This window comes from Psychrobacter cibarius (genome assembly GCA_030686115.1).
In the GTDB taxonomy this organism is placed as follows: Bacteria; Pseudomonadota; Gammaproteobacteria; order Pseudomonadales; family Moraxellaceae; genus Psychrobacter; species Psychrobacter cibarius_C.
The window spans coordinates 375,592-400,823 of sequence record CP131612.1; the positions used below are offsets into that span (position 1 = coordinate 375,592).

The 25,232-nt window shown below is 42.6% G+C and carries 17 protein-coding genes; 9 read left to right on the forward strand and 8 right to left on the reverse strand.

Going from position 1 to position 25,232, the window contains the following annotated elements; all coding sequences use genetic code 11:
- The first annotated feature begins 82 nt into the window (after positions 1 to 82).
- The 6 genes from Q6344_01625 (at position 83) to Q6344_01650 (ending at position 4,884) form a co-directional block, all read left to right on the forward strand.
- Positions 83 to 643 carry a prepilin-type N-terminal cleavage/methylation domain-containing protein gene (locus Q6344_01625; GenBank protein WLG14082.1) on the forward strand — a complete coding sequence of 187 codons (561 nt, stop codon included), beginning with the start codon at positions 83 to 85 and terminating at the stop codon, positions 641 to 643.
- Positions 643 to 1,092, forward strand: a complete 450-nt coding sequence (locus Q6344_01630; GenBank protein ID WLG14083.1) for a type IV pilin protein — start codon at positions 643 to 645, stop codon at positions 1,090 to 1,092. Before Q6344_01625 ends, Q6344_01630 begins: the two co-directional genes overlap by 1 nt.
- A 319-nt stretch (positions 1,093 to 1,411) precedes the next feature.
- Positions 1,412 to 1,900, forward strand: coding sequence for a pilin (locus Q6344_01635; protein ID WLG14084.1), 489 nt, complete (start codon positions 1,412 to 1,414; stop codon positions 1,898 to 1,900).
- A gap of 83 nt (positions 1,901 to 1,983) precedes the next feature.
- Positions 1,984 to 3,201 (forward strand): isoprenylcysteine carboxylmethyltransferase family protein, encoded by a 1,218-nt coding sequence (locus Q6344_01640; protein WLG14085.1) that lies wholly within the window; start codon positions 1,984 to 1,986, stop codon positions 3,199 to 3,201.
- Complete coding sequence (locus Q6344_01645) at positions 3,174 to 4,319, forward strand: serine hydrolase domain-containing protein (protein WLG14086.1); 1,146 nt, start codon at positions 3,174 to 3,176, stop codon at positions 4,317 to 4,319. Before Q6344_01640 ends, Q6344_01645 begins: the two co-directional genes overlap by 28 nt.
- A gap of 55 nt (positions 4,320 to 4,374) precedes the next feature.
- Positions 4,375 to 4,884 carry a pilin gene (locus tag Q6344_01650; GenBank protein WLG14087.1) on the forward strand — a complete coding sequence of 170 codons (510 nt, stop codon included), beginning with the start codon at positions 4,375 to 4,377 and terminating at the stop codon, positions 4,882 to 4,884.
- 115 nt (positions 4,885 to 4,999) lie between these two features.
- Here Q6344_01650 and Q6344_01655 read toward each other — a convergent pair whose 3' ends face one another.
- The gene (locus tag Q6344_01655; protein ID WLG14088.1) at positions 5,000 to 5,323 is read right to left on the reverse strand and encodes a ferredoxin family protein; all 324 of its coding nucleotides are present in this window, start codon (positions 5,321 to 5,323) and stop codon (positions 5,000 to 5,002) included.
- A gap of 206 nt (positions 5,324 to 5,529) precedes the next feature.
- Positions 5,530 to 8,643: a DNA mismatch repair protein MutS gene (gene mutS / locus Q6344_01660; GenBank protein WLG14089.1), complete on the reverse strand. Its 3,114-nt coding sequence runs from the start codon at positions 8,641 to 8,643 to the stop codon at positions 5,530 to 5,532.
- Positions 8,644 to 9,149: 506 nt separating this feature from the next.
- Here mutS and secA point away from each other — a divergent pair.
- Complete coding sequence (gene secA, locus Q6344_01665) at positions 9,150 to 11,927, forward strand: preprotein translocase subunit SecA (GenBank protein ID WLG14090.1); 2,778 nt, start codon at positions 9,150 to 9,152, stop codon at positions 11,925 to 11,927.
- A 287-nt stretch (positions 11,928 to 12,214) separates the two neighbouring features.
- The gene (locus Q6344_01670) at positions 12,215 to 12,748 is read left to right on the forward strand and encodes a hypothetical protein (GenBank protein WLG14091.1); all 534 of its coding nucleotides are present in this window, start codon (positions 12,215 to 12,217) and stop codon (positions 12,746 to 12,748) included.
- Between the two features lie 72 nt (positions 12,749 to 12,820).
- On the opposite strand, the gene Q6344_01675 is transcribed toward Q6344_01670, so the two are convergent.
- From Q6344_01675 to Q6344_01695, 5 genes are all read right to left on the reverse strand, one after another.
- On the reverse strand, positions 12,821 to 13,462 hold the full coding sequence (locus Q6344_01675; GenBank protein ID WLG14092.1) for a YsnF/AvaK domain-containing protein: 642 nt from the start codon (positions 13,460 to 13,462) through the stop codon (positions 12,821 to 12,823).
- Between the two features lie 261 nt (positions 13,463 to 13,723).
- Entirely contained in the window at positions 13,724 to 14,572 is an 849-nt protein-coding gene (locus tag Q6344_01680) for a PRC and DUF2382 domain-containing protein (GenBank protein ID WLG14093.1), read from the reverse strand.
- Between the two features lie 432 nt (positions 14,573 to 15,004).
- Entirely contained in the window at positions 15,005 to 16,186 is a 1,182-nt protein-coding gene (locus Q6344_01685; GenBank protein WLG14094.1) for a thiolase family protein, read from the reverse strand.
- A gap of 96 nt (positions 16,187 to 16,282) precedes the next feature.
- Entirely contained in the window at positions 16,283 to 17,641 is a 1,359-nt protein-coding gene (locus Q6344_01690; GenBank protein ID WLG14095.1) for a homoserine dehydrogenase, read from the reverse strand.
- A 270-nt stretch (positions 17,642 to 17,911) separates the two neighbouring features.
- A complete protein-coding gene (locus Q6344_01695; protein WLG14096.1) occupies positions 17,912 to 18,766 on the reverse strand; it encodes a DsbC family protein in 855 nt (284 codons plus the stop codon).
- Between the two features lie 412 nt (positions 18,767 to 19,178).
- Here Q6344_01695 and Q6344_01700 point away from each other — a divergent pair, with 412 nt between their 5' ends.
- Entirely contained in the window at positions 19,179 to 20,108 is a 930-nt protein-coding gene (locus Q6344_01700) for a DUF808 domain-containing protein (GenBank protein ID WLG14097.1), read from the forward strand.
- 104 nt (positions 20,109 to 20,212) lie between these two features.
- On the opposite strand, the gene Q6344_01705 is transcribed toward Q6344_01700, so the two are convergent.
- Entirely contained in the window at positions 20,213 to 24,529 is a 4,317-nt protein-coding gene (locus tag Q6344_01705) for an Rne/Rng family ribonuclease (protein WLG14098.1), read from the reverse strand.
- Positions 24,530 to 25,232: the final 703 nt, after the last annotated feature.

Below are 25,232 nucleotides of genomic sequence, written 5' to 3' on the forward strand. Positions count from 1 at the left end.
CTAATGACACTGTATGGATATAGTCGCACTACAAAGAATGAGTAGTGCGACATATTTATGATTAGATTATGGGACGTCACACATGACCAAGATAAGAGATACGATCACAGCGAATGGTGCTCGCGGTTTTACGCTGATAGAGCTGATGATTGTCATCTTCATTATATCGATACTGGCCGCCATTGCTATACCAAGCTATCGCCGTTACGCAGTGCTGAACGCTGAGCGTGAGACACAGGCCAAAATGCAGCAATTACAGATACAGCTTGAGAGTTGGCGCTCTAAAGCACTAAGCTATAAAGGCTTTCAGCCGCAGAAAATTGATACGAGCAATAAAGTCACTTATGCCTATGCAGAGACAGATAACAAAACCATCTATGTACCGGATGGCAGCGATGCGTCCAACTACCGATATAAGATTACCCTCGTCGATGGCGGTGATACGAGTAAGTCGTTAGTATCGACAGGGTTCTCTATCACTACTGGTCGCACGTGGAAGATGCTAGCAATACCAAATACTTCAGGACCTGCAAAGGGTGGCAGTACTATCATGCTAAGCAGCAACGGCATACGCTGTGCGCATAAAACCAATACGATAGCTATTGCTGATGTCAACTGCGGTGCCAACGAGGAAATCTGGTGATGATAGTCAATATAATACAGGGTTGGCCAGTCAAAAGATCAGCCTCGCAGCAAGGCTTTACTCTGGTAGAAGTCATGATTGTGGTTGCTATCATCGGTGTATTGGCAGCAATTGCCTATCCAAACTATCAGCAATACGTTATCAAAACCAAACGTACTGACATGATGAGTGAAATGCACAATATTGCATCACAGATTCAAAGCCGTAAACTGATCCAAGGTAGTTATAGCAATGCTTTAACTACTGGGCGGGGTGGGGACTTTCCTAAACAAGGCAATGCGCTATACACCATTACCTTTACGCCGAATCCGCTCACTTCCGAGTGGAGCATCGTTGCCACGCCAAAAGCTGGCAGCCAAATGGCAAATGATGGAACGCTTAGTCTTAATTATCAGAACAATAAGTGTCGAGGCAGCGTTTGCGGTACTGGCAATAACTGGAATGATTAGAAAAATATCTCTATATCTAAATAAAGCTGACAAAAATTGTCAGTAAGACTTACCTTTTACTACCTATAATAGGTAAACTGACAATTTTCAGCAGCTTAAGCGTAACATTAACTGTCAGTTACTATTAGACTCATCATTTGTTATGCAAAAATAGTAATAATAATTGAGTACTTAGCACGCATGTACATTATAGCTATTAGTTTTGGCACGTTATATGCAACATATATTATAAGAGAAACAAACATATTATATTACTAAAGATAAAATGCAGCTGTATCAATAGCAGCTACTTATCTTTATATACCCTAAAGGAGTTCATATGAACACTGCTCAAAAAGGTTTTACCTTAATCGAACTAATGATCGTTGTTGCTATTATCGGTATCCTAGCTGCGATCGCTATTCCTCAGTATCAGAACTATATCGCTAAATCACAAGTGACTCGTGGCGTAGCTGAATTAGGCGCCCTTAAAACTGCTATTGAAACCTGCCTAAATGATGGTCAAACGGCTGTAGGGGCTTGCGACCTTGGTTTCAATGGTTCTGGTGTGATTAGTCTAGACAAACCTGCTTCAGTTGCTGCTAAAGCGAAGCCTACTGCAGCGGTTACTAACAGCGCTGTTCTTACCTCTAAAGAAGTTATTGAAGGCACTTTTGGTGGTGATGCGTCTTCAGCTCTAAAAGATACAGCTACAAAAATTACTTGGACACGTTCTGACCAAGGCAGTTGGTCTTGTGTATCTACCGCTCCTGCTAAATATAACTCATCTGCTTGTCCTGCCGCTGCTGCTACTAGTACTGGCGGTTAATATAAATTTAGTAGATAGTAATATTGATAAAAAAGAGACATATCTACTATGTCTCTTTTTTTTAATTTTATAATGGTCGAGACATGATAGCTATGATTGTTTCTGTACATGAGTATCCTAGACAGGCATCAGTGGTGCTCGCATTAAGCTTTTTTTCTGGCTATTTACTGCTAAAGCTGCTGTTAATCGAGTATTTCTCTACTGAATATTTGCTAAGAGTATGGCTGCTTATTTGTGCTATGCCGTTATTAATATTGGCTTATCTCCAAAACCCTTATAAAAAAGACAAGGGTAACCTAAACCCTATCAATAGCGTACGTATCAAAAGTAAAATTATTGTACTGCTATTACAATTCATAGGCATATATATATATGCTTTTTCCGTAACACAAATGGGATTGGCTGAATATGCCACCTTCGTTAATGATTTGTTTATCGCTTTTCCTATCATTTTTATCCTAGTTATTGGCTATGTTTATTTTGTAGATAGACGCTTAGAGGAGCCAGAAGATGAGTATGCTCGGATAGGGGCAATGCTCAATAAACGTGTCTCGATTGACACTGCTGTTTTAAAGCACTTTGGGTTAAAAACTGCGGTAAAGATTGTGTTCGTACCTTTTATGTATAGTGGGTTTTTAGGTAATTTAAGTATATTGCTTAATAGCGCATGGCAATTCAATGCGGATGCTATCAGTTTACTGCTATTTAATTTTGGTATCAGTATTGATATGTTGATTGGGATTTTTGGTTATTTGTTTAGCTCCGCTATCATTAATAATCAAATCATCGATACCGATAGTAATTTTTCAGGCTGGCTGTTTGCACTATTATGCTACCCGCCACTAGTATGGATAATGCGTCAAGTAAATGACCAACAAGACAGCCTGATATGGAGCGATATTCTGCCGCATGGCAGCGTCATATTTTGGCTGATGTTCATTATTATTAATATGACTTGGGTGATTTATTGGCTTGCGACCTTTGAATTTGGTATGACGTTCTCGAACTTAAGCTATCGTCGCCTGATTGATAAAGGTGTCTATCGCTACAGCAAGCATCCGGCATATATCGCAAAAAATATCTATTGGTGGTTATATACCCTGCCGTTTATTGGTGTGGCGTTTGTGAGCGTCGAATGGTGGAAAAATATTTTGGGATTAATCTTTGTCAGTCTCATATACTATGGTCGTGCCAAAAGTGAGGAGCGCCATTTGATGAAGTTCTCTGAGTATCGCCAGTATTGTAATGAAATAAATAAAAAGGGGATATTTCGTTGGCTAAAAATCCGTCCTATTTATTAATTATTTTGATTATCGTACTGATTTATTTGATGAACTTGGCAGTAGTAGATAAGATACAAGAAAAAGTTAGAAAAGCCTTAGTTTTAGATAGTCTACAATGTGAGGGTAGGGGGCAAACATGGCTACAGCAAGTGGCTAATTATAGTATTAGAGAGTTAGATTATTTAAACCTGCAACTGTCTTATATTGATAATGAAGGTAATACATCGGCGTGTACGGCTGGTTGGGAAGGATTGCCTTACATTACACGCCGAGTCACTAAAAACAGCATTTTAAATTATGCAAGTGTTACTAAGGTTTTTACCTCGGAGTTGATCTTAGATTTAGTCAGAAAGCAGAAAATAAGTTTGAATGATAAATTGATTAGTTTTTTACCTGAGGTAAAAACTGAAAGACTTGTCGATGCTAGAGTTGCTGATATAACAATATCTGATTTACTGTCGCATAGAGCAGGCTTTGATAGAAATATAACTAACGATTCTATGATGAGTACATCACCATGGTGCCCTTATGACATTAAAATGTTACAAAGGATGACTCTAGATTTTGAACCTAATAGTAAAAATGTCTATTCAAATGTGGGTTACTGCCTACTTTCAAAAGTTATCGAAAATATCTATTTAAAAAGCTACACCGATATCAGCCAAGATTACTTTAACTTTGATAATAGCGATATTCATTTTATACAGTCCAACATGGCTGACCAACCGAATATTCCTAACATTAGTAACGATGCTTATCTAAGTCATTTAGATTTTTATGCTTTGGCTTCTGTAGGAGGGTTGACAGGTAGTAGTAATGAACTTGCACGTCATATTTATAATATGAATAGAACTAGCTATCCTAATGTAATAAGTCGACCTGAACATATTAACTGCGATAAAAACAAGGTTCGGGGTTGCCATGGATTTTCAAGTTATGAGTATGCCCCTAGTGCTGAATTAATATTATATTGGCGAGATGGCAGACTACCAAAAGCAAGTGCATTAGTCGCCATGGATAGTAATGGCGGTGTATTGTCTTTTTTAACAAATACTACAAATGAAACTACTTGGTTAGAGCAGCATAATAAATTGGTTGCAAAGATATATACCTCACATTTATTAACTCCACAGTGATAATGGCATAGCCTGTGCATTATTAGGTTAATCTTGATAACTTGATATAAATGCCATGACTACTATTAAAACGACTCAAAATCGTCACTTGTTGAACCAAACTGGCTTTACCCTCATTGAGCTAATGATCGTTGTTGCCATTATTGGTATTTTAGCGGCGATTGCCATTCCGCAATATCAAATCTATATTGGCAAAACTCAAGCGACGAGGGTTATTAATGAATTGGGACAGCTACGACTAACTGTAGAAGAATGTTTGCAAACTGGCAGAGTTAATATTGGGTTAAATACTAATGACTGTGATCCGCGTGCTTCTGCTTCTAATCTGATAATAGGTGGATCACAAGTAGGGGTTGTTTTGCCTAATAATATGGGTGTGGCACAGATAAGTAATCCTCTAGTATTGGCGACCAGCATCACTGCCACAGTATCGACGCAAGTGAACCCCAGACTGGCAGGTAAAAAAATAAAATGGTTACGTACCAGTGCAGGCTCTTGGAGTTGTAGCAGTAATATAGAGGCTCTTTATTTGCCTAACTCATGCAGTTATGATGCGAGCTTATAGACTTACTTCTGTTCAATAAAAAACCACCTAACAGCCCTTTTTCATTTAATGGCCATTAGGTGGTTTTTTACTATCTTAATTTACTATGATTTACTATGTTCTCTTAAGGAATTAACTACTTCTCTAAATACTGAATCTTACCTTCTACGCCATCCCATTTCTCAGCTTCTGGCAATTGTCCCTTCATCTCAGTGATGTTTGGCCATTTTTGCGCCAGCTCTTCGTTTAGCTGAGTGAAAATCTCTTGCCCTTTTGGTACCTCATCTTCTGAGAAGATGGCATTGGCGGGACATTCAGGCTCGCATAGCGCGCAGTCGATGCACTCGTCAGGATCGATGACGAGGAAATTCGGGCCTTCATAAAAGCAGTCCACAGGACAGACTTCCACACAGTCGGTGTATTTGCAAAGAATGCAGTTATCTGTAACGACAAAGGTCATAGTGAGGTCTACCTGTTATTGGATTGGCTGATATAGTTCATCCCTTTTAAAAGAGTTACTGTGCTCACCGTGCTTGAAGTATTATTGATACATCTGCACTTGGTTGCCTTGATCTTCCTTTAAAGTGAATCAACGATAAGGGCTACATAGAATAGTTGGAAAATAAGGCACATTTTAACGCCTTTACGGCTAATTGACAATTCCCTTTAATGACTAATGATTTTCTTCAAATGATAGAGTAAATCATGAGCTTGCTTTGGCGTTAAGGTATCAGGATCAATCGCACTTAGCTCATCCTGTAAGCTAAACAGCTGATTTTGTTGTGGAATATAAGTCATTATTTGAGATTGATTGGTGGTTTTTATATCCGTTTTCTCTATTTCATGACCATTCATATGATCGCATTTATCATTTACTGACTTAGCTAATTCATTTTTGTCATCAAGAGTTCTCACGTTTTCTACCCTGCTAGGGTCTAATTTTAAGTTATCTGCTAAGTAGCGCTTGGCATCATCCAGTACTTGGGTAGGAATCCCTGCCATTTTTGCCACATGCAGACCAAAACTAGAGCTTGCTGCACCATCTTTGATTTGATGCAGTAGTAACAGTTGACCGTCGATTTCACTGGCAGCGACATGGACGTTGCGGATAAGTTTGTCATTGCTGCTACTGCTTTCTTTATAGTTTTCCGCCAATTTTGTCAGCTCAAAGTAGTGGGTGGCAAATAACGTCAGGCAGCCAATCTCGACCAATCGATTAACGCAAGCGTGGGCAATGGCTAAACCGTCAGTGGTCGCTGTGCCGCGTCCGACTTCATCCATCAGTACCAGCGATTTATTGGTTGCTTGATTGAGAATATTAGCCGTTTCAATCATCTCTACCATAAAGGTTGATTTACCGCCCGCCAAATCATCAGCTGAGCCAATACGGGTAAAGATACGGTCGATATCACCAATATGTGCACGCGCTGCTGGCACAAAGCTACCGCAATGAGCGAGTAGAACAATCAGCGCGGTTTGGCGCATATAGGTTGATTTACCACCCATATTAGGCCCAGTAATCATCAACAGTCTTTCAGGGTTTTCATCACTGCCTAGTGCACAATCATTAGCGACAAAATGGCTGCTATGCTTGGCAGGAGTGTTGCTGTGGTTACGAACAGGATTTAGTGCGGCTTCGACGACGACATGACGACCTGCTTTGATATCGATACTGGTTTGACTGCCAGTATTGGATCTATCTGTATTCTCTGAATTATTATTCATGACTGGACGCTGCCAATTATAAATAGTTGCCAGCTGCGCCCAATTACTGAGCACATCTATTTGCGCAACCGCAGTGCTTAGTTGTTGCAGGTCGGCTAAATGGTTGCTGAGTTCAGTTAAGAGTTCGTGATACAGCTGCTTTTCACGAGTTAATGCTAAGCTTTGCGCGCTTAGATATTCGGTTTCGACAGTCTTTAACTCGTCAGTGATAAATCGCTCACTGCTCTTCAGCGTTTGCCGACGGATAAAATGTGCTGGTGCATTCTTTGCTTGCATTTTAGGTAATTCAAAATAAAAGCCGCTGACCTTATTAAAGCCTACTTTTAGGCTGGGTAATTGGCTCTCTAAACGCGCGCGCTCTACCATCTCATCCAATGTCACTTGGATATTGTCATGCAGATGAGTCAGGCGATCAAACTCAGCATCATAGCCTGCGGCGAGCATGCCGCCATCACGAATATGGGCAGGTGGTTCTGCGATAATAGCTCGCTCAATCAGCTCAGCGACGGAATGTATGGCAGGTAACTGCGCAGGCAATTGTTGCATTAGCATCGGCAACAGTCCTGCTTGTTCATGGCGAATACCTGCATTCGTCAGTAGCGTCGTAAGCTGGGCGCTACTAGCAATACCCTCAGCAAGTTTACGCAGGTCACGCGGTTTAGCACTCATTAGCCCAATACGGCTACTAATACGTTCCATATCGCCAATAGCGTTTAAGGTTTCGCGCAATCTGGTAACTAATGAGATATTTCCCGAGCTTTGCTCAGACTGTTTATCAGTATTTAACAAACTGGTTATCGCATCTAAGCGCAAATTGATACGCGCATGCTGACGCAGTGGGCGTTTCATTTGCTGCACGAGTAAGCGTCGACCCATCGGCGTTTGACAATGATTGAGCACCGATATTAATGAGGTTCCATTACTGCTAACGGGTGTAAATAGCTCAAGATTTTGCTGACTATTGGCATCGATAATTAAATAATCGTCACTGTACTCAACGATCAGCTGATTAAGTTGTGGCACATGACGCTGCTGAGTTTGCCGCGCATAATGTATGAGCGCTGCACAGCTAGATTGGGCAAGAAGTGCGTCATTGATTCCTAGTCCGTCGAGGCGTTGCACGTCAAACTGCTGGCAAAGGGTTGCGCTGGCATGAACACGGTGGAAGTCATTGGCCGCCACTTCGATAATCGGACAGTCGAGATGTTGACGTAGCCACAGCGTCCAATCTTCGCCGATACGGTCGTTAAGTGCTTCGCTAACGATACATTCACTAGGCGCAAAGCGTGCCAGCACCGTCAGCATTTGCGTTTGCAAATTTTTGACATCATCAGGGCTATTATTATAGCTGGCACTCAGCGTTTGCGTCGTTAGTGTTCCAGCAGCTAAATCCATTTGGCTAATGGCAGCTTGCACAGGTTGTTTGCTGTTCGATTTAGGTATTTCGATATCAATGGCGACCACAGTTGGCGTATGATTGGGCGCAATTAAAGCATCATCAGTAATTGTCCCTGCGGTCAGCGTTTTAATCACTTCACGGCGCATAATACTGCCAGCAGCAGATTTGCTTTTATCTTTTTTCTGCTTATCGCCCATCGTCGGAGCATTGGACGGGTTATTCGTGTTGTCAGTGCCAGTGGCTGATTCGTCAATTTGCTCACACACAACGACGGTTTGCCCAGCAGCTATCAACCTTGCCATGTAGCTATCGGCCGCATGAAAAGGCACACCTGCCATGGCAATGGTATTGCCCGCTTTATCCGTACCACGGCGAGTCAAGGTGATTTCTAATATTTGTGCCGCGCGCTTGGCATCATCAAAGAATAACTCATAAAAATCACCCATGCGGTACAGCAGTAACGCTTGTGGATAGTTGGCTTTCATGGTTAGATATTGCACCATCATTGGCGTATGATCTGCCAAGTGATAAACGGTATCGCCTACCATCAACTGATCAGAGGTCAAAGGTGTCGCGGTCTGTTGTTTTGATATTGCGTACTTTGACGGAGTAGGTTTTTCGGCGTTAAGGTTTTGAGCGGATGGCTTAGCGGTCATGCAGAGTCTCTTATAATGCTTAAATGGGTTTTTAGTCAGCTGGCGTTAAACGGACGACGGTATATACAGTTCAGCGTAAAAAAATAGATGAGAAAAACACTCGCTTATGAGTCGTTAATTTGCAAGATTCTGGTTGATTTTTACCCAAATAGCTTTATTAAAGGGTCATCATAGCGCGCAAATTTAGCAGTCAAAAAACTAAGAAGTGTGAAAGTGTAAGTACTATTTTAACACGTCCTGCCTCGCTTTTACGTCGGCAAATATCTACTCGCTGCCCTTGTATCCATCGGCGTCATAACCATATATAATGACGTCACACTTAATTGGGCGATACTTCATTAGGCGACACTTCATTAGGCAGTACCTTATTAATCAGTGCTTTGTTAAGAGGTGCTTTGTTAACAAAAGGTACTTAGTCAGGTGATGACTGTAATGACAAGGCGGCAGCGGGCGAAGCTTTGGCTAATGCGCACTAATTATCGAATATTTCCATAGGTCAAAAAATTATGTTATCAAAGATTATAGGCAGTGTGGTTGGCACTAAAAATGACCGCGAATTAAAGCGCATGCGCAAAGTGGTCAGCAAAATCAACGCACAAGAGGCTGCGGTACAAGCCCTGTCTGATGAGCAATTACAACAAAAAACCGAAGAGTTTAAAGCACGACACCAACAAGGTGAAAGCTTAGATGCACTACTACCAGAAGCGTTTGCCGTCTGCCGTGAAGCGTCATTACGCGTCAATGGTATGCGTCATTATGATGTGCAGCTGATCGGTGGTATCACCTTGCACGAAGGCAAAATCGCTGAGATGAAAACGGGCGAAGGTAAAACCTTGATGGGTACCTTGGCTATGTACCTAAATGCTATCAGTGGTAAAGGTGTCCATCTGGTCACGGTCAACGATTATTTGGCGGCACGTGATGCTGAATTGAACCGTCCATTATTTGGCTTTTTGGGCATGACCGTCGGTGTCATTTATTCACAACAACCGCCGCAAGAAAAAATCGACGCTTATCAAGCGGATATCACTTACGGTACCAATAACGAATACGGCTTTGATTATCTGCGCGATAACATGGTCTTTAGTTTAAAAGAGAAAAAGCAGCGCCCGTTAAACTTCTGTATTATCGATGAAATTGACTCTATTTTAATCGATGAGGCTCGTACGCCGCTAATTATCTCAGGTCAAGCCGAAGATTCTTCACGTATGTACGCGCTGATTAATACCATTATCCCTGTGCTGATTCGCTCAAAAGACGAAGAGGCCAATAAGAATAATGAAGAAGAAGATTTCTGGATTGATGAAAAAAATCGTCAAATCGAAATCAGTGAAAAAGGCTATGAAAAAATTGAGCGCTTCTTAATCGAAGTCGGTGAGTTGGGTGAAAATGAAAGTTTATACAGCCCAAGCCGTTTGCCATTATTGGCTCACGTACAAGCTGCCATTCGCGCCCATCATGTATTTGTTAAAAACGTCCACTATATCGTCGATGATGGTGAAGTTGTTATCGTTGATGAAAACACGGGTCGTACCATGCCGGGTCGCCGTTGGTCAGAAGGTCTACATCAAGCGGTAGAAGCCAAAGAAAACGTCGAAATTCAAGCAGAAAACCAAACGCTTGCGACCACGACGTTCCAGAACTACTTCCGTTTGTATGAAAAATTATCAGGCATGACAGGTACCGCTGATACCGAAGCAGCAGAATTTAAATCAACTTATGACTTAGATGTCATCGTGATTCCAACGCACGAGCCGATTGCTCGTATCGATATGGATGACCAGATTTTCTTAACCAAGTTAGGTAAATACAAAGGTATCATTCGCGAAATCAAAGAGATTCAAGCCAAAGGTGCCCCAGTCTTGGTTGGTACGGCGACGATTGAAGCCAGTGAAGAGTTGTCTTACTTGCTCGATCAAGAAGGCGTCAAGCATAATGTCCTAAATGCCAAACAACACGAGCGTGAAGCCGAAATCATCGCGCAGGCGGGTAGTCCAAAGGCTGTGACGATCGCGACCAACATGGCAGGTCGTGGTACCGATATTATCCTTGGTGGTAACTGGCAGTCGTTTATCGAAGATATTGATTCGGTCAGTCCTGAAGAAATGGCGCGCCTAAAAGCAGAATGGCAAGTCAAGCATGACCAAGTGGTTGCGGCTGGCGGTTTGCATATCATTGGTTCTGAGCGCCATGAATCACGCCGTATCGATAACCAGCTACGGGGTCGTGCCGGTCGCCAAGGCGATCCTGGGATGTCGCGTTTCTTTTTATCGCTCGAAGATGACTTGATGCGTATCTTTGCTGGTGACCGCGTCGTAAATATGATGCGTGCCATGGGTCTGAAAGAAGATGAAGCCATTGAGCATAAAATGGTCTCAAAATCGATTGAAAATGCCCAAGGTAAAGTAGAAAGCCGTGATTTTGATGCGCGTAAAAATCTGTTGAAATATGATGATGTCGCCAACGAACAGCGTAAAGTGATCTATGGTCAGCGTGATGACTTGCTAGCAGAGATGGATTTGCTTGAAGCCATTGAGATTATGCACGAAGAAGTCTATAACGCCATGATTAACCAGTTTATTCCGCCAGGTTCTATCGATGACCAATGGAATATTGATGGCTTAGAAGACGAGCTTGAAAATGAATTTAAGATTGCGATGCCGATCAATGATTGGCTCGATGAAGATCGTCGCTTAGATGAAGAAGGCTTACGAGCCAAAATCATCCAAACAGCTATCGATCGCTATCATAGCCGCCGTGAGCAGATGGGCGAAAAAGATGCTGCCCAGCTTGAGCGTCACTTTATGCTACAGAGCTTAGACAAGCATTGGAAAGAGCATTTGACCCAAATGGATCAGCTGCGTAAAGGCATTCATCTGCGTGGTTATGCACAGAAAAACCCTGAGCAAGAATATAAGCGTGAATCATTTGAGCTGTTCCAAATGATGCTTGGCGCAATTAAATCTGAGACCGTTCAAGATTTATCACGTGTCCATATTCCGACCAAAGAAGAGCTAGAAGCGCTGGAAATACAGCAGCGTGAGAATGCTGCTCATATGCAAATGCAGTTCGAGCATAGTGATATTGATAACATGGATAGCGGTGCTGAAAAAGCCGCCGCGCAAAATCGCAATCTTGCTGGTAGTGCGGTCGCAGGTGCTATGGTAGGTAGCGGCAGTAATGCCAATGAGGCAGACCCATACGCTGGTATGAATATCAGTCGTAACGCCCCATGTCCTTGTGGTTCAGGCCTTAAGTACAAGCAATGTCATGGTAAAATATAGCATTCATAAGCGAATATTGATAATAAACACTTAAGCATTGCTGCTGATATATCTCTAATATTCCTTAGTCTCAAAAGCCCTTATCTAAAGTAGATAAGGGCTTTTCTGTATTTGCTCGTATTCTTTGTCTCTAAATCATCTTGAATCGACTATATTATTTGTAGATAGTAAAGTTGACTCTTCACAAACGTGTTGGCTATATTTCGTATTGATTACTTACAAATTCAACATAGGCGTGAATTTATGGACACGTTATAGTGTTTAACATATTCATTGGGGAAAGTGTTATGACTATAGAATTATTAAAAAAATTGCGTACTTCTGTGGCGCTGACTGGCTTACTTGCTGGCGTTCTGACGCTTGGTGCTTGTCAGCAACAGTCAGACACAGAAGCGGGTATAGATGATGGCGCCCATAGCGAAGAAACGGTGCCGATGTCCGCTGAACCTGCTGAGCCTAATGAGGTGGTTGTCGATACAGCGGATGCATCGCTCAGTGAAGTACAGGATGATACCGTAGCTTCGGTAAATAGTGGCGTCAGTCAAATAGCTTATCTGTGCTCACCTGAGCTGAAAGTTAATGCAACTTATAAAGAAGATGCCAAACAAGTAGTCATCGCGACTGATACGGGTACGGTGACATTAAATAAAACCAATGATGCCAGTAATCCAGAAGTGTTTGAAGTAGCAACTGCTATTGATGGTAGTCAGGGCTTTACTCAGTGGCGTGTAGCACATGAAGCGCGTGAGACGGGTGTGATGCGCACAGCAGGTACAGATGCGGCGAATGTCAGCACTTATGAATGTAAAAAAACCTCATAATAAGTAAGCAATCAAGAAAAAAGCAACGATAACGTTGCTTTTTTTATGTCTAGTTTGAAAGAGTCAGCAAAATTATTTATGAGGATTGGCACTAGACTCATGTGCCAAAAATCCCTCTTCCTTCACATCTAATTCTTCATGCTTAAGCACTACTTGGATACTATCTGTATGGGTATGAGTGGTTTTATTGATATCGATTTCTTGGATAGCATAAGTGTCTTTAGTAATGGTAGCCACTTGACGTGATAGGACAATTTCAATCGGCTCATCACCAATTTCGATCTGTTTGCCATTTACGGTAACAACCGCCTTGCTATCTAACGATGGCTCGACATGGCGCAATATATCCTTTTCATCATAATTGCCTGACAATAAGTCCTGACTTTTCGCATCGTGGTATTCAGTGCGAATAGTAATATATTCTTCTACTAACTCAATAGGCACGTCAATGGTCTTAGTGCGAGCGTGCTTGGTCACCGTTACTTTACCGACATCTAAACGCTCTTTATTGATGACAGGACGCTCTTCTAATAGCTCCAAGTGTCCAACATTATGATTGCTCTTATCTATGTTATTACTGCTTATGTCATTAGCTACTGTGCCATTATGAGTATCAATTGGGGCAGTTATAGCGTTTGGTGTCACTTGCTTGTTATGTAAACCCTTTTGTAGAAAGCTATCGTTCTGGATGCTGTCTTCGTAATTGGTAGTCATCATAATGTCCTTATCTTTATGAAATAATCGTTATACAATATTTTAGAGCCATTTTTGCAGATTTTGCAAGGTTAGCCTTATCAGATATCATTAAGTATTTTTAATTCCTAAGTATTTTTGAGTATAGTAAGCAAAAAAAGACCAGAGGCATGCTCTGGTCTTAATTCACTAAGTAAAAATACTTAGCTGCTTATTACGGTCATGTATTGCTCGGCGATCTTATTTTTTAATAACAGCCAAACAGTATGACGGTTTAGCGTATTACATACCACGAGCGCGGCGTACGTCTTCTGCAGTAATACCATCACGGTCGATTATGTTACCTTCGCGGTCTACTACGTTACCATCGCGATCGATATCCAATTCTTCACGTTGGATAGTCTCAACGATAGTTTCAGTATGACGTTCAGTGGTTTTACCGACATTCACTTCTTCAGATACGTAAGTGTCTTTACCAACGCGGGCACGTTCAGCCTCTAGTTCAACTTCAATGGTTTGATTGCCATCAATGTCACCGATACGGCGATCTGTTGGACGATCTACGTTAGTACGCTGGATATTAGCATGCTCTTCTTCTAGCTCAACATCGACATTGCGCTCTTCGGTCACTATATGCTTACCAACTTTAACCAAACCTGCCACGATACGATCTTTATTGACGGTCAAGCGCTCTTCTAGTAGCTCTAGTGTGTTTGGTGCGTCATAGGCATGGTCTGCAATCTCCATACGCTCTGCAACTGGAACAGTATCAGCGACAAACGCTTGACGATCCTTTTGATACTGGTCTTTATAGCTATACTGATAATCATGGTCATATACTTCCATGGCATCGACTTGAGACTTGGTCAAGCTGTCAAAGAATACGTCATCACCAACGATACGTGCCAAGCCAGCTGGTACTAATACTTCTTTTGAGCTGAACCAGCCACCAGCATCAACGATCAAATAGCGAATGCGACCAGTGGTGTCTTCTACTAATGCACCTTCAATTTTACCGATTTTTTCTTCATTGACGCCGTAAGCAGTTTTACCTGTCGGGTCATAATAATCATCACCGATTAAATCTTTATGAGTAGCTTGGATATCTTTTAAACGAATTAGTTGGCTCATTGTTGTCTTCCTTTTTTATGAGTTAATCATTATTAATTATTTTAAAAACAATCGTTGTTTTGGAAAAGTTAAATTTCTAGTAAAAATATTTTTATAATAAAAGGTGTAGCAAGCCATGTGAGTAGCCTCTACATCGACTTGTAAGAATCTTAACATCATGATTTTCGATGAGATATATGAGCAAGGTAGCAAAGTGTGCGCTTGAAGTAATTGCGTGTAATAGGCTGTAAGTGGCATAACATAGCTGGGGTCAAAGATTAACGTGTCTTTACACAGAGCAATATTTCTAGCTTATTTAAGAGTCATAGACACAGAAAAACCGCAAAGCAAATAGCGATGCGGTTCCTGATATTTTGAAGGTTTTATAATAAACGATAATGATAGAAGCTAATTTAACATATCAATCGATTAATTAATTAATCTGCTCGAGTGTTAAGCAAGTTCAATAGCAACAGCCACGGCTTCACCGCCACCAATACAAAGTGTCGCAACCCCTTTTTTGCCGCCAGTACGCTTGAGAGAGTTGATAAGCGTGATCAAGATACGAGCACCTGAACAGCCTACTGGATGACCGAGTGCACAAGCGCCACCTTCAACGTTTACTTTGGCATGGTCGATTTTTAGCTCGTCCATCGCCGCCATGGTTACCATTGCAAACGCTTCGTTGATTTCCCATAGGTCAACATCAGCGACTGACCAACCAGCACTAGCCAATACTTTTTCAATTGCACCAATCGGAGCAATGGTAAATTCGCTTGGGTGACGAGAGTTTGATGCGGTTGCAACGATACGCGCTTGATAATCAAGGCCTTCAGCTTTCGCTTGCGATTCTTTCATGACCACAACCGCTGCCGCACCGTCTGAGATTGAGCTGGCATTTGCTGCCGTGATGGTGCCATCTTTGGCGAAGGCTGGACGTAGAGTAGGGATACGCTCGGCATTAGCAAGCGCTGGTTGCTCATCGGTATCGACGGTTTGCTCGCCTTTACGGGTTTTAAAAGTCACTGGCGTGATTTCATCTTTGAAGTGGTCGTCTTTGATAGCAGTGAGCGCACGATTTAGCGATTCTATAGCAAACGCATCCATTTGCTCACGGGTATAGCCTTTTTCATCGGCCATTTCCTGTGCGAACATACCCATCAGTTTGCCAGTTTCAGCATCTTCCAAACCGTCTAGGAACATATGATCTTTGACTTCTTTATGTCCCATACGGTAGCCGCCACGTGACCCTGGCATAATGTATGGCGCATTAGTCATTGATTCCATGCCACCAGCGACTGCCACATTGAAACTACCTGCTTTGATGCCGTCATGTGCTTGCATGACTGCTTTTAGCCCTGAACCACAAAGCTTGTTAATAGTGACAGCGCCAGTTGCATCAGATAAACCTGCATTACGCATCGCTTGACGCGCAGGACCTTGACCCAAGCCTGCGGTCAAGATACAGCCCATAATGACTTCATCAATACTATCGACTGCCACACCTGAGCGTTCGACAGCGGCTTTAATAGCAGCACCACCAAGTTCCGTTGCGCTCATATCTTTTAGTGCGCCTTGGAAGCCGCCCATTGGGGTACGTGCGCCGTTTAAAATTACAATTGCATCATTTGACATCGTTATTATTCCTTTTTACGTATTTTAAATGAGTTTGTTTTAATTAAAACCAAACGCGGACTAGATAGCATCTTTTAGGCTCAATAACTGCAGGCTTCATGCTAGCTCATCTAAGCGAATGCGTACTACTTTATCAGTAATGGTATCTAATTTTTCAATTTTTTCGATGGCTAGATTCATCTGACTTTCGACCACGGGCAGCGTCAAGATAATAACTGGAACTTGACCAACTTTGTGCGCAGGTTTTTGTAAAATCGCATCGATATTGATACCAGCATCGCTTAGAATGCGAGTAATATCTGCCAACACACCAGGGCTGTCATAAGCATGCACACGCAAATAATAACCGGTAATCATCTGCTCAGCGCGCAATATGGGCGTGTCTGATAGCTGCTCAGGGATAAATGCTAAATGTGGTACATGGTGACCGTGATTGTTTTGATTACTGTTGCTTTCATCGTTACTGTCTTTGCTACCTAGAACACGCACCAAATCCATTACATCGGCCATCACCGCAGAAGCCGTCGCACCAGCGCCAGCACCATCACCGCAATATAACGTCTGTCCAAGCGGATGAGAGTTGACCAATACCGCATTTTTTACACCATTGACGTTGGCCAGTAACGCATCCTGCGGAATTAGCGTTGGGTGTACGCGCAGCTCGATACCAGAAGCCTCATCATTACCTTGACCATCACGGCGTACGGCAAAGCCCAAATGCTTGATACGGTAGCCAAGCTCTTCCGCATAGTTGACGTCTTGTAAGGTGATACCAGTGATGCCTTCACAGTAGACCTTATCAAATTGCAGCGGAATACCAAAGGCGATAGAGGCGAGTAATGCCAGTTTATGAGCCGCATCAATACCTTCGACATCAAAAGTCGGATCTGCTTCTGCATAACCCAATTCTTGTGCTTCGCTCAACACGTCTGCAAACGGGCGACCTTTGTCACGCATTTCGGTCATGATAAAGTTGCCAGTACCGTTGATGATACCTGCTAGCCAATCGATTTTATTAGCAGCGAGCGCTTCGCGCATGACTTTAATAATGGGGATACCGCCTGCGACTGCTGCTTCATAAGCGACATGGACGTTATGCTCTTCAGCAAAGGCAAAGATTTCGTTGCCATGCTCCGCTAATAGCGCCTTATTTGCAGTCACCACATGCTTGCCGTTTCTAATGGCGTGCATAATTACGTCTTTGGCAAGGGTCGTACCGCCAATCACCTCAACGACGATATCGACATTGTCGCTTGCAGCAGTTGCCATCAAGTCACTGTTTTGCATAATATTGGGATCAATATCATCACGATGACGGCGCGTACCAACTTCGGTAATGATAATGTCGCGTCCGCTACGGCGTTTTAGCTCATTTAAGTTGTCATTGATTAGATTGATCACGCCCGTTCCGACGGTGCCCAGACCAAGTATCGCTAGTTTGATGGAATTACTCACAGTATCCTCAAGAGGTTAAATATAATGAACCAATAATAACGCTGTCACAGAGTCAAATGCATATGCGCTACTAGCTATAGTATTTGCGTGCATTTTGACAGTCGCAGCTTTATCGATTTCTCATTACAGTTGAATAAAAAATACTCAAATAAAAAGTATGCTGCTGATTTTTCATAGCGCTTTATCGTATCATACCGACAAGCAGTTGTGACGTCTACACAATGTCGCCATCGTCATAGATATCACAAATACCTGAAACAATAACAGATTTTAGCTAGCACCGACAGCTTGAGCCAACTCCGCCGCAGGTAGATAGCCGCCTACTTGCTGACCAGATTCTGTAAAGATAGCGGGAGTACCACGCACGCCAAGTTTTGCACCCAGTGCCATGTGTTCTTGTACAGGGCTGGCACAGCTAGGCGCTTGTACATCAGCGCCCATTTTTCCTTGATTCATGGCCGCCTTACGATCTTGACTACACCAAATGGCTTCCATTTTTGGCACCGATTCCTGACTGCGCGGCCATGCCAAATAACGTACTTCGATACCACGTGCATTGATATCATCCATCTCTTCATGCAGTTTACGACAATAACCACAGTCTGCATCGGTAAAGGCATAGACCACTGACTTCGTTTCGCCTATGGCTGGATAAATCACCATGTCTTTTTTATCGACGGCTTTTAGTGCTTCTTGTGCGGTACTAGCAACCAATGCCGCACTGATATCGACAGGCAGAGCCTCGCCAACAGCAATAATCTGACCTTGGATAATGTGTTTGCCAGACTTATCAGTAAAGAAAGAAGGCAGTCCTTCCGCTGTGACCCAATAAATACCATCCATATCTGTTGGTACGGCTGAAATGATATTTTCTTCAATACCGGACGTATTTAAATTCGCCTGCAACGCCTTTACCACGGCAGCATCGCTATCAGCGGATACGTTACTTGTACTGGTTTTAGCATCGGTATTATTGACGATACTGGTGTTGCTGGTCGCATCTGCTGCATTGTTTGAGCAGCCCGCAGCAACCACAACAAGCAGTGCACTCATCATAAAGCGAGATAAATTATTTCGAGAAAAGCGGTTTTGAGCAAAGGTGTTTTTTGCAATCGGGGATGACATATATAGGTGTCCTGTAGGCATCGTGCCTAATCGTGAAGTCGTTTTAAGAAAATGATACTAAATTTCTATATAAAGCAATACGTATCGATATTGTCTTAAAGGTTTAAAATTAAAAGGTTTTTTTACAATTTAATAATTATAAAAGGTGAGTAATCATGTCGCCTATATTAACATATTTATGGCAAATAACAGCCACAGGCTATGAGGTGATATAGGGAGGTGAGGGTAGCAATAATAGTAGTAGGCATAAACGTCAATTCAAAAAAATAAGATACATTTGTACTATTTAATATTGACGCTTGCCCTTGTAGTCTACGGCTAATAACAGTGTTTTTATAAAAATTCATATAAAACTATTGGTATCAGTTATTTTTAACCCTTTATTTCAATAAATTTTTGCTAAGGAGCACACATGGCAGGTGCCAGTTTATTAACCCTACTTGATGATATCAGTGTGATATTGGATGATGTTTCCGTCATGACCAAAGTCGCTGCTAAAAAAACCGCTGGTGTATTGGGCGATGATTTGGCGCTCAACGCAGAACAGGTCACGGGTGTCAAAGCCAATCGTGAGCTTCCAGTGGTCTGGGCGGTCGCCAAAGGCTCATTTATTAATAAACTTATTCTAGTACCAGCGGCACTCTTGATTAGTGCTGTTTATCCACCGCTGGTCACTTTTTTACTAATGTGTGGTGGTTTGTTTTTGGTTTATGAAGGTGCTGAAAAAGTCATTCATCGATTTTGGCCGCATGCTTTGCCGCATGATGAGGAGCAAAATGCTCGTCGGCAAGCCAATGCTGATGAGACTATAGATTTGGTCGCTTTTGAAAAGGAAAAGATCAAAGGTGCAGTACGTACGGATTTTATTCTGTCAGCTGAGATTATCGTGATTGCCTTGGGATCAACGGCAAGCGCCACTTTATTAGAACGAAGCTTGGTGCTGTCTATTTTAGCCATCGGTATTACGATTGGTATTTATGGCTTGGTCGCTGGTATCGTGAAAATAGACGATGCAGGTCTGCATTTAATGGAACAAGAAGGGGCGTTCAAGCAAAAATTGGGCAAGTTAATGTTTGCAGCGGCACCAAAACTGATGAAGTTTCTATCTATCGCTGGCACGTTGGCGATGTTTTTAGTAGGCGGTGGTATCTTAGTGCATGGTATCGGCTTCTTACATCATGGAGTAGAGGATATCGCTGATTTAACGGGTATCTTTGAAAGCTTAACGACAACGATATTAAATGGCGTCATTGGTTTTATTATTGGTGCTGCGGTTGTGGCTATCTTAACAGTTATTAGTAAAATTCGTGGAAAGGACGACACAGCGTCATCTGCACACTAAGTCAGTTACCTGTGCTTTAGCTTTATATTTTTTGTAATTTTTTTTCGTAAAAAAGCCCCAAAGTTGCTGACAACTTTGGGGCTTTTGCATTGTGCGTTATACGATTAGCTTTCGCTATCTGAGTCATCAGCCTCTAGTTTTTCAGCTTGCGTGGGCTTTTTATGCTCCGTTTTAGGCTTACGGCTACGTGCCTTTGGTACTTTTGGCGTGGTCAAATTAAACATACCAGTCTGTGGCAGCAGTTGTTCAGCCACATTTTCAATCATGTTTTTATAACTGGCTATGGTAGTCTTGGATTTAGCCGCCTGACTGTCGTCTTTGGTATTGATAGGTTGCTCTATCTTAGGCTCATCTGCTGGCTTAATTTTTTCAACGTCAGCTTCTTGAGTATTAGCCTCTTCAATGTCAGCAGCTTCGCTATCGTCATGTGCCCCGTCAATCTTTTCAGCTGCTACGCGCTCAGCAATCATAGTGTCTTCATTCGACGGCTCGTTAGTTGCTTCTACTAGCGCTTGATCTGCTTCTAGTAATTGTTCGCTGTGAACACTGATATTATCAGCCTGAGCTTGATTGGCTAGAGCATTTGCCTCAACATCATGAGCATCCACATTGTTATCATCATGTTCAATAACCGCTTGCTCAGTATCAGCCGCTTGTTCGGTCGGTAGACTCAACACTGCGGGCTCCTGATAACTAGGATGTTGACCACGTGGATCGTTGCCAGCACGCTTACCAATGGCGCGTGGTTCGACGTCTGTTTTACCTTGCGTTGCCGCAAATTGACTGACCGCTTGTGTCATCGTTTCAAAGCGCGTCAGGTAATCTGCCGCCAATGGCTGATAGCCATAGTTGCTAAAGTCGAAATTGCTGTCCTCAACGTTAGTATCAGCAGTCAGTGTGACGTTCGTCTCAATGTTGGCTGATTTGTTAGCTGATTTTGCTTGCTGCGTATGTGCATCGATAGCAGCAATAAAGCAACTAATGACACCGTCATTTTTCAAACGACTTTCTGCATCTGTTAATGCTTTACGAACAAAATCACCAACGGTGCCACGAATAGTCGATGGGCTTGCTACTGCAGGCTCAGCTACTGGTGGTTGTTCAGTTGCTTGCACTTGCTGACTACGAACCACACGTGGATCATTACTAGCCTGACCAAACTTCTCAGCAGTCACGTAGCGTTTGGCAAATAATGCTTCGTGCGTTAGTGCCAGTGCTGAGTTGTTCTTATCATTTGCGCTATGACCACTTGCGCTATGACCACTTGCGCTATGACTGTCATTGGCATTGCTAACATCGGCATCACTGTCGATGACGTCAACAGTGTCACTATGCGCTTTTTCTGTCGATTCTGATTCTGGCTGCTTTGGCGTTATTACTACGCTGTCCACGTCAGTATCCACAGATTTTGAATGGTCAGCTTGGTCTTTGGTAGCGCTGTTAGATGTTGGTTGCTCATCTATAGCAGGTTTTTTGCCAGTAGCGTTACTGTCTGTTTTCGGGGCATTATTTTGTCCATTGTCTTCAGTGGTGCTAACGTTAACATCATTAACATTAACATCATGAGTTGCTACAGTGCCTTCGTCGTTACCCTTAACAGCAGCTGTTTCAGGAGCAACTTTTTTGTCATTGCTCTGCTGATTTTCATTCTGCTGTGTATTAGCTTCTTTTGTAATGCTTTCTTTATTAACATCATTTACTGATTTTTGCTTTTCAGTAGATTGATACTTTGTCTGTGTAGACTTACTGTCATCTAGAGACAAGTGCACGACTTCTGGTGATTTCAGCTCAACAGGTGCTTCATTGACCTGTAGCACGACTTCATTAGGATCTTGATTTCGACGCGTGTTAGAGTGATTTTTTCGGCTGTTTGCACCTGTCGTCGCTTGCTGATTGGGTTGCTTAATATTTTCAGCTGTTAGTGTCTCGCCGCGCTCTAACTTGCCACGTGAACCGCGTTGGCTATGCGATTTACGCTTCGCACGAGTTTGCTCATCTGCCGTATTACTGTCTTTATCAGCATCATCATTGCGCTCGTTTGTATGGTTGCTACTGTCTTGACGATTGCTGTTTTGCTGATTATTGTCTTGACGATTGTTGCGATTGCGCTCATTCGTGCGTCTGGTATCCTGCTGACGTTTGTTTTGATTGTCAGCCTGCTTGTCATCAGCATTACTTGCAGCACTATTTACGGCGTTGTTCTCGGTATCGCCGCTTGTTTCATTGCTTGACTCTTCTGCCTGATCTTTTCTTTGACGAGGTTTAGAAGATCTAGATTTACGTGGCTTACGTCTTCTTCTATCTTCATTACTGCTATCATCATCGGTGTCGCTGTCTGAGCTACGACGCGCTTGTTGACGATTGGCATTGTTGTCGGATGGTTGTTCGTTATTTTTCTGACTGTTCTGCTGATTTTCTGGTACGTTGTTCGATGCACTCGTTGATGTATTACTCAGGGCACTGCTATCAACTTGTCCAAATGAGCCTAAGCTTTGTGCGCCATTATTTACTAGTGCTTCAATGGCTTGTGCTGCATCACGACTACTGACGCTATGCGTCGTTGAGGCTTGTGGTGCTTGCGCAAATAGGTTTGATAACCACGCCACTGCTTGTGGCTGAGCTGCTGTCTCAACATGTGCAGGAGCTGTAGTTGCTGCTACTGGAGCAACAGGGGCAGGGGCTGCCACACTCTGGTTGTTGTTTGCTTGTGGCGCGCGCGCCGATGAAACGTTGGTCGTATTTTTATTGTTACGATGGTCGTTACTGTGTTTACTATGCTCAGCTGTACTGGTCGGTTTGTTTGATTGGCTAGCAGTATCATTGCTCGCTATTTGACGTGGCTGGCGCGTTGGCTGTTGCTCTGGACGCTCTTTTTCAGCCGTTTGCCAGTCAACTTCATAACCCAAATCGCTATGTTCTTGGGCTGTATCCGTAATACGCTCATAGCTTGAAGGCGCAAAGCCATCACGGTTAAAGTGTAGTTTAAAGTTAGGCGACTCTAAATGCGCGTGTGGCAAAATCGTGATACGCGTGCCACTGTCTTGCTCAAGATAAACTAAGGCATCACGTTTTTCGTTTAATAAGAAGGCGGCGATATCTGTTGGAACTTCTGCTTGTACTTCGCCTTGACGTTCTTTTAGCGCGATTTGTTCAATCTGACGCATAATTGATAGTGACAATGAGCGCAAGTCACGAATCATGCCGTTACCATGGCAGCGTGGGCAGATATAGCCGGTTGATTCTTCTAGCGATGGACGTAGACGCTGACGGCTCATTTCCATCAAACCAAACTTAGAAATATCACCAAATTGCACGCGTGCACGGTCATATTTGGTGGCATCAATCAGACGTTTTTCGACTTCTTTTTGATGCTTATTGTCATTCATATCAATAAAATCAATGACAATCAAACCACCCATATCACGCAAACGTAGCTGACGGGCAATTTCATCGGCTGCTTCTAGGTTGGTATGATACGCAGTTTCGGCAACGTCTGAACCTTTGGTCGACTTGGCTGAGTTGATATCGATAGAGACTAGTGCTTCAGTTTGATCAATAACGATTGAGCCGCCTGATGGCAAACGCACTTCACGTTGATACGCGGTTTCGATCTGTTTTTCGATATTAAAGCGCGAAAACATGGGCTCATAATCGGTATATTTGCGTAGCTTTTCTGCTTGTTTTGGCATCACTGCATCGATAAATCCTGCCGCTTCAATATAAGCGTTTTCATTATCAATCCAAATCTCAGCGATATCATCACGTAGATAATCACGAACAGCACGTGTGACAACGCCCGCTTCTTGGTGAACCAAGCGCGGTGAAGGATATTTTTGGTTTTGTTCTTGAATGGCTTGCCAGATATTCAGCAAGTGATTTAAATCGTGCTGTAAATCTTCTTGAGTTTTACCAATACCCGCGGTACGAATGATGACACTCATGCCTTTTGGTAAATCAAGATTGCTTAGCATACGCTTCATGTCTTCGCGCAGTTTGCCTGAGATTTGACGTGAGATACCGCCGCCACGAGGGTTATTTGGCATCAATACCAAATAGCGACCAGCTAATGAGACATACGTCGATAGGGCAGCGCCTTTGTTACCGCGCTCTTCTTTTTCGACTTGGACGATTAATTCATCGCCTTCTTTGATCAGCTTTTTGATGTTTTCGTCACGTGGATTACCGCTTAAGTATTCAGCAGAGATTTCACGAATGGGTAAAAAACCTTGGCGCTGTGAGCCATATTCGACAAACACCGCTTCAAGCGATGGCTCGACACGGGTCACATGACCTTTATATATATTGGATTTTTTTTGTTCACGAGTACGGTTTTCAAGATCGAAATCGTAAAGATGGTTGCCTTTACATAAGGCGACACGAATTTCTTCGTTTTGAGTAGCGTTGATCAAAATGCGTTTCATATTTGTATCCTATGAGTACGCATAACAACGACGAGACGGGCTTTAGAGCGCAATGGCAAGTATGGCTAATATTTAAATTAGCATGGGCAGATGTTAATCAACGATAGAACGTAAAGCATGGGTTAATAAAGCACTTGGGCTTTGTCAATGACTTGTTTTTTACCTAAAGCGTGTTAGCAGAACTAACGTAAATATAAAATTTATAGGGTGTAAGGCTATCTATTTATATCCTATTATTGATAGGTTTGGTACAAATATTAATGCGTCAGCATGCGATTCAGTTGTACTATCAGCAAGCTTTATTGGTAGTCATGCCAGCTTACTTTGTAAGAGCAGGCGACGGGCAGTGACGAGATTCAATATACTGATATTCAAAAGGCGTTGTGCTGCTGCAATCCATCCATCAAAGTCTAGCAATAATATAGCTGTTATAAATACCATTATATGAAATGGTGATATTCAATATGAAATGGTGATATTCAGCAATTATTTGTTTAGGTAAAGCAATTGGTCACTCTTTATTTATCGTTCTTTCTGGTATAACGTCAATAATATCTTGGGTGTTTTACGGTTAGGTGTCGCGGCTCCGGTGATCAGCGGGGCGTACTTGGCAAACAGAATAAATGACCAAACTATTGGTGTGGTGCTGTATTCATATCTTTTTTATCGTTATCTGTTTGACCACCAATACGTAGGCAGCTAT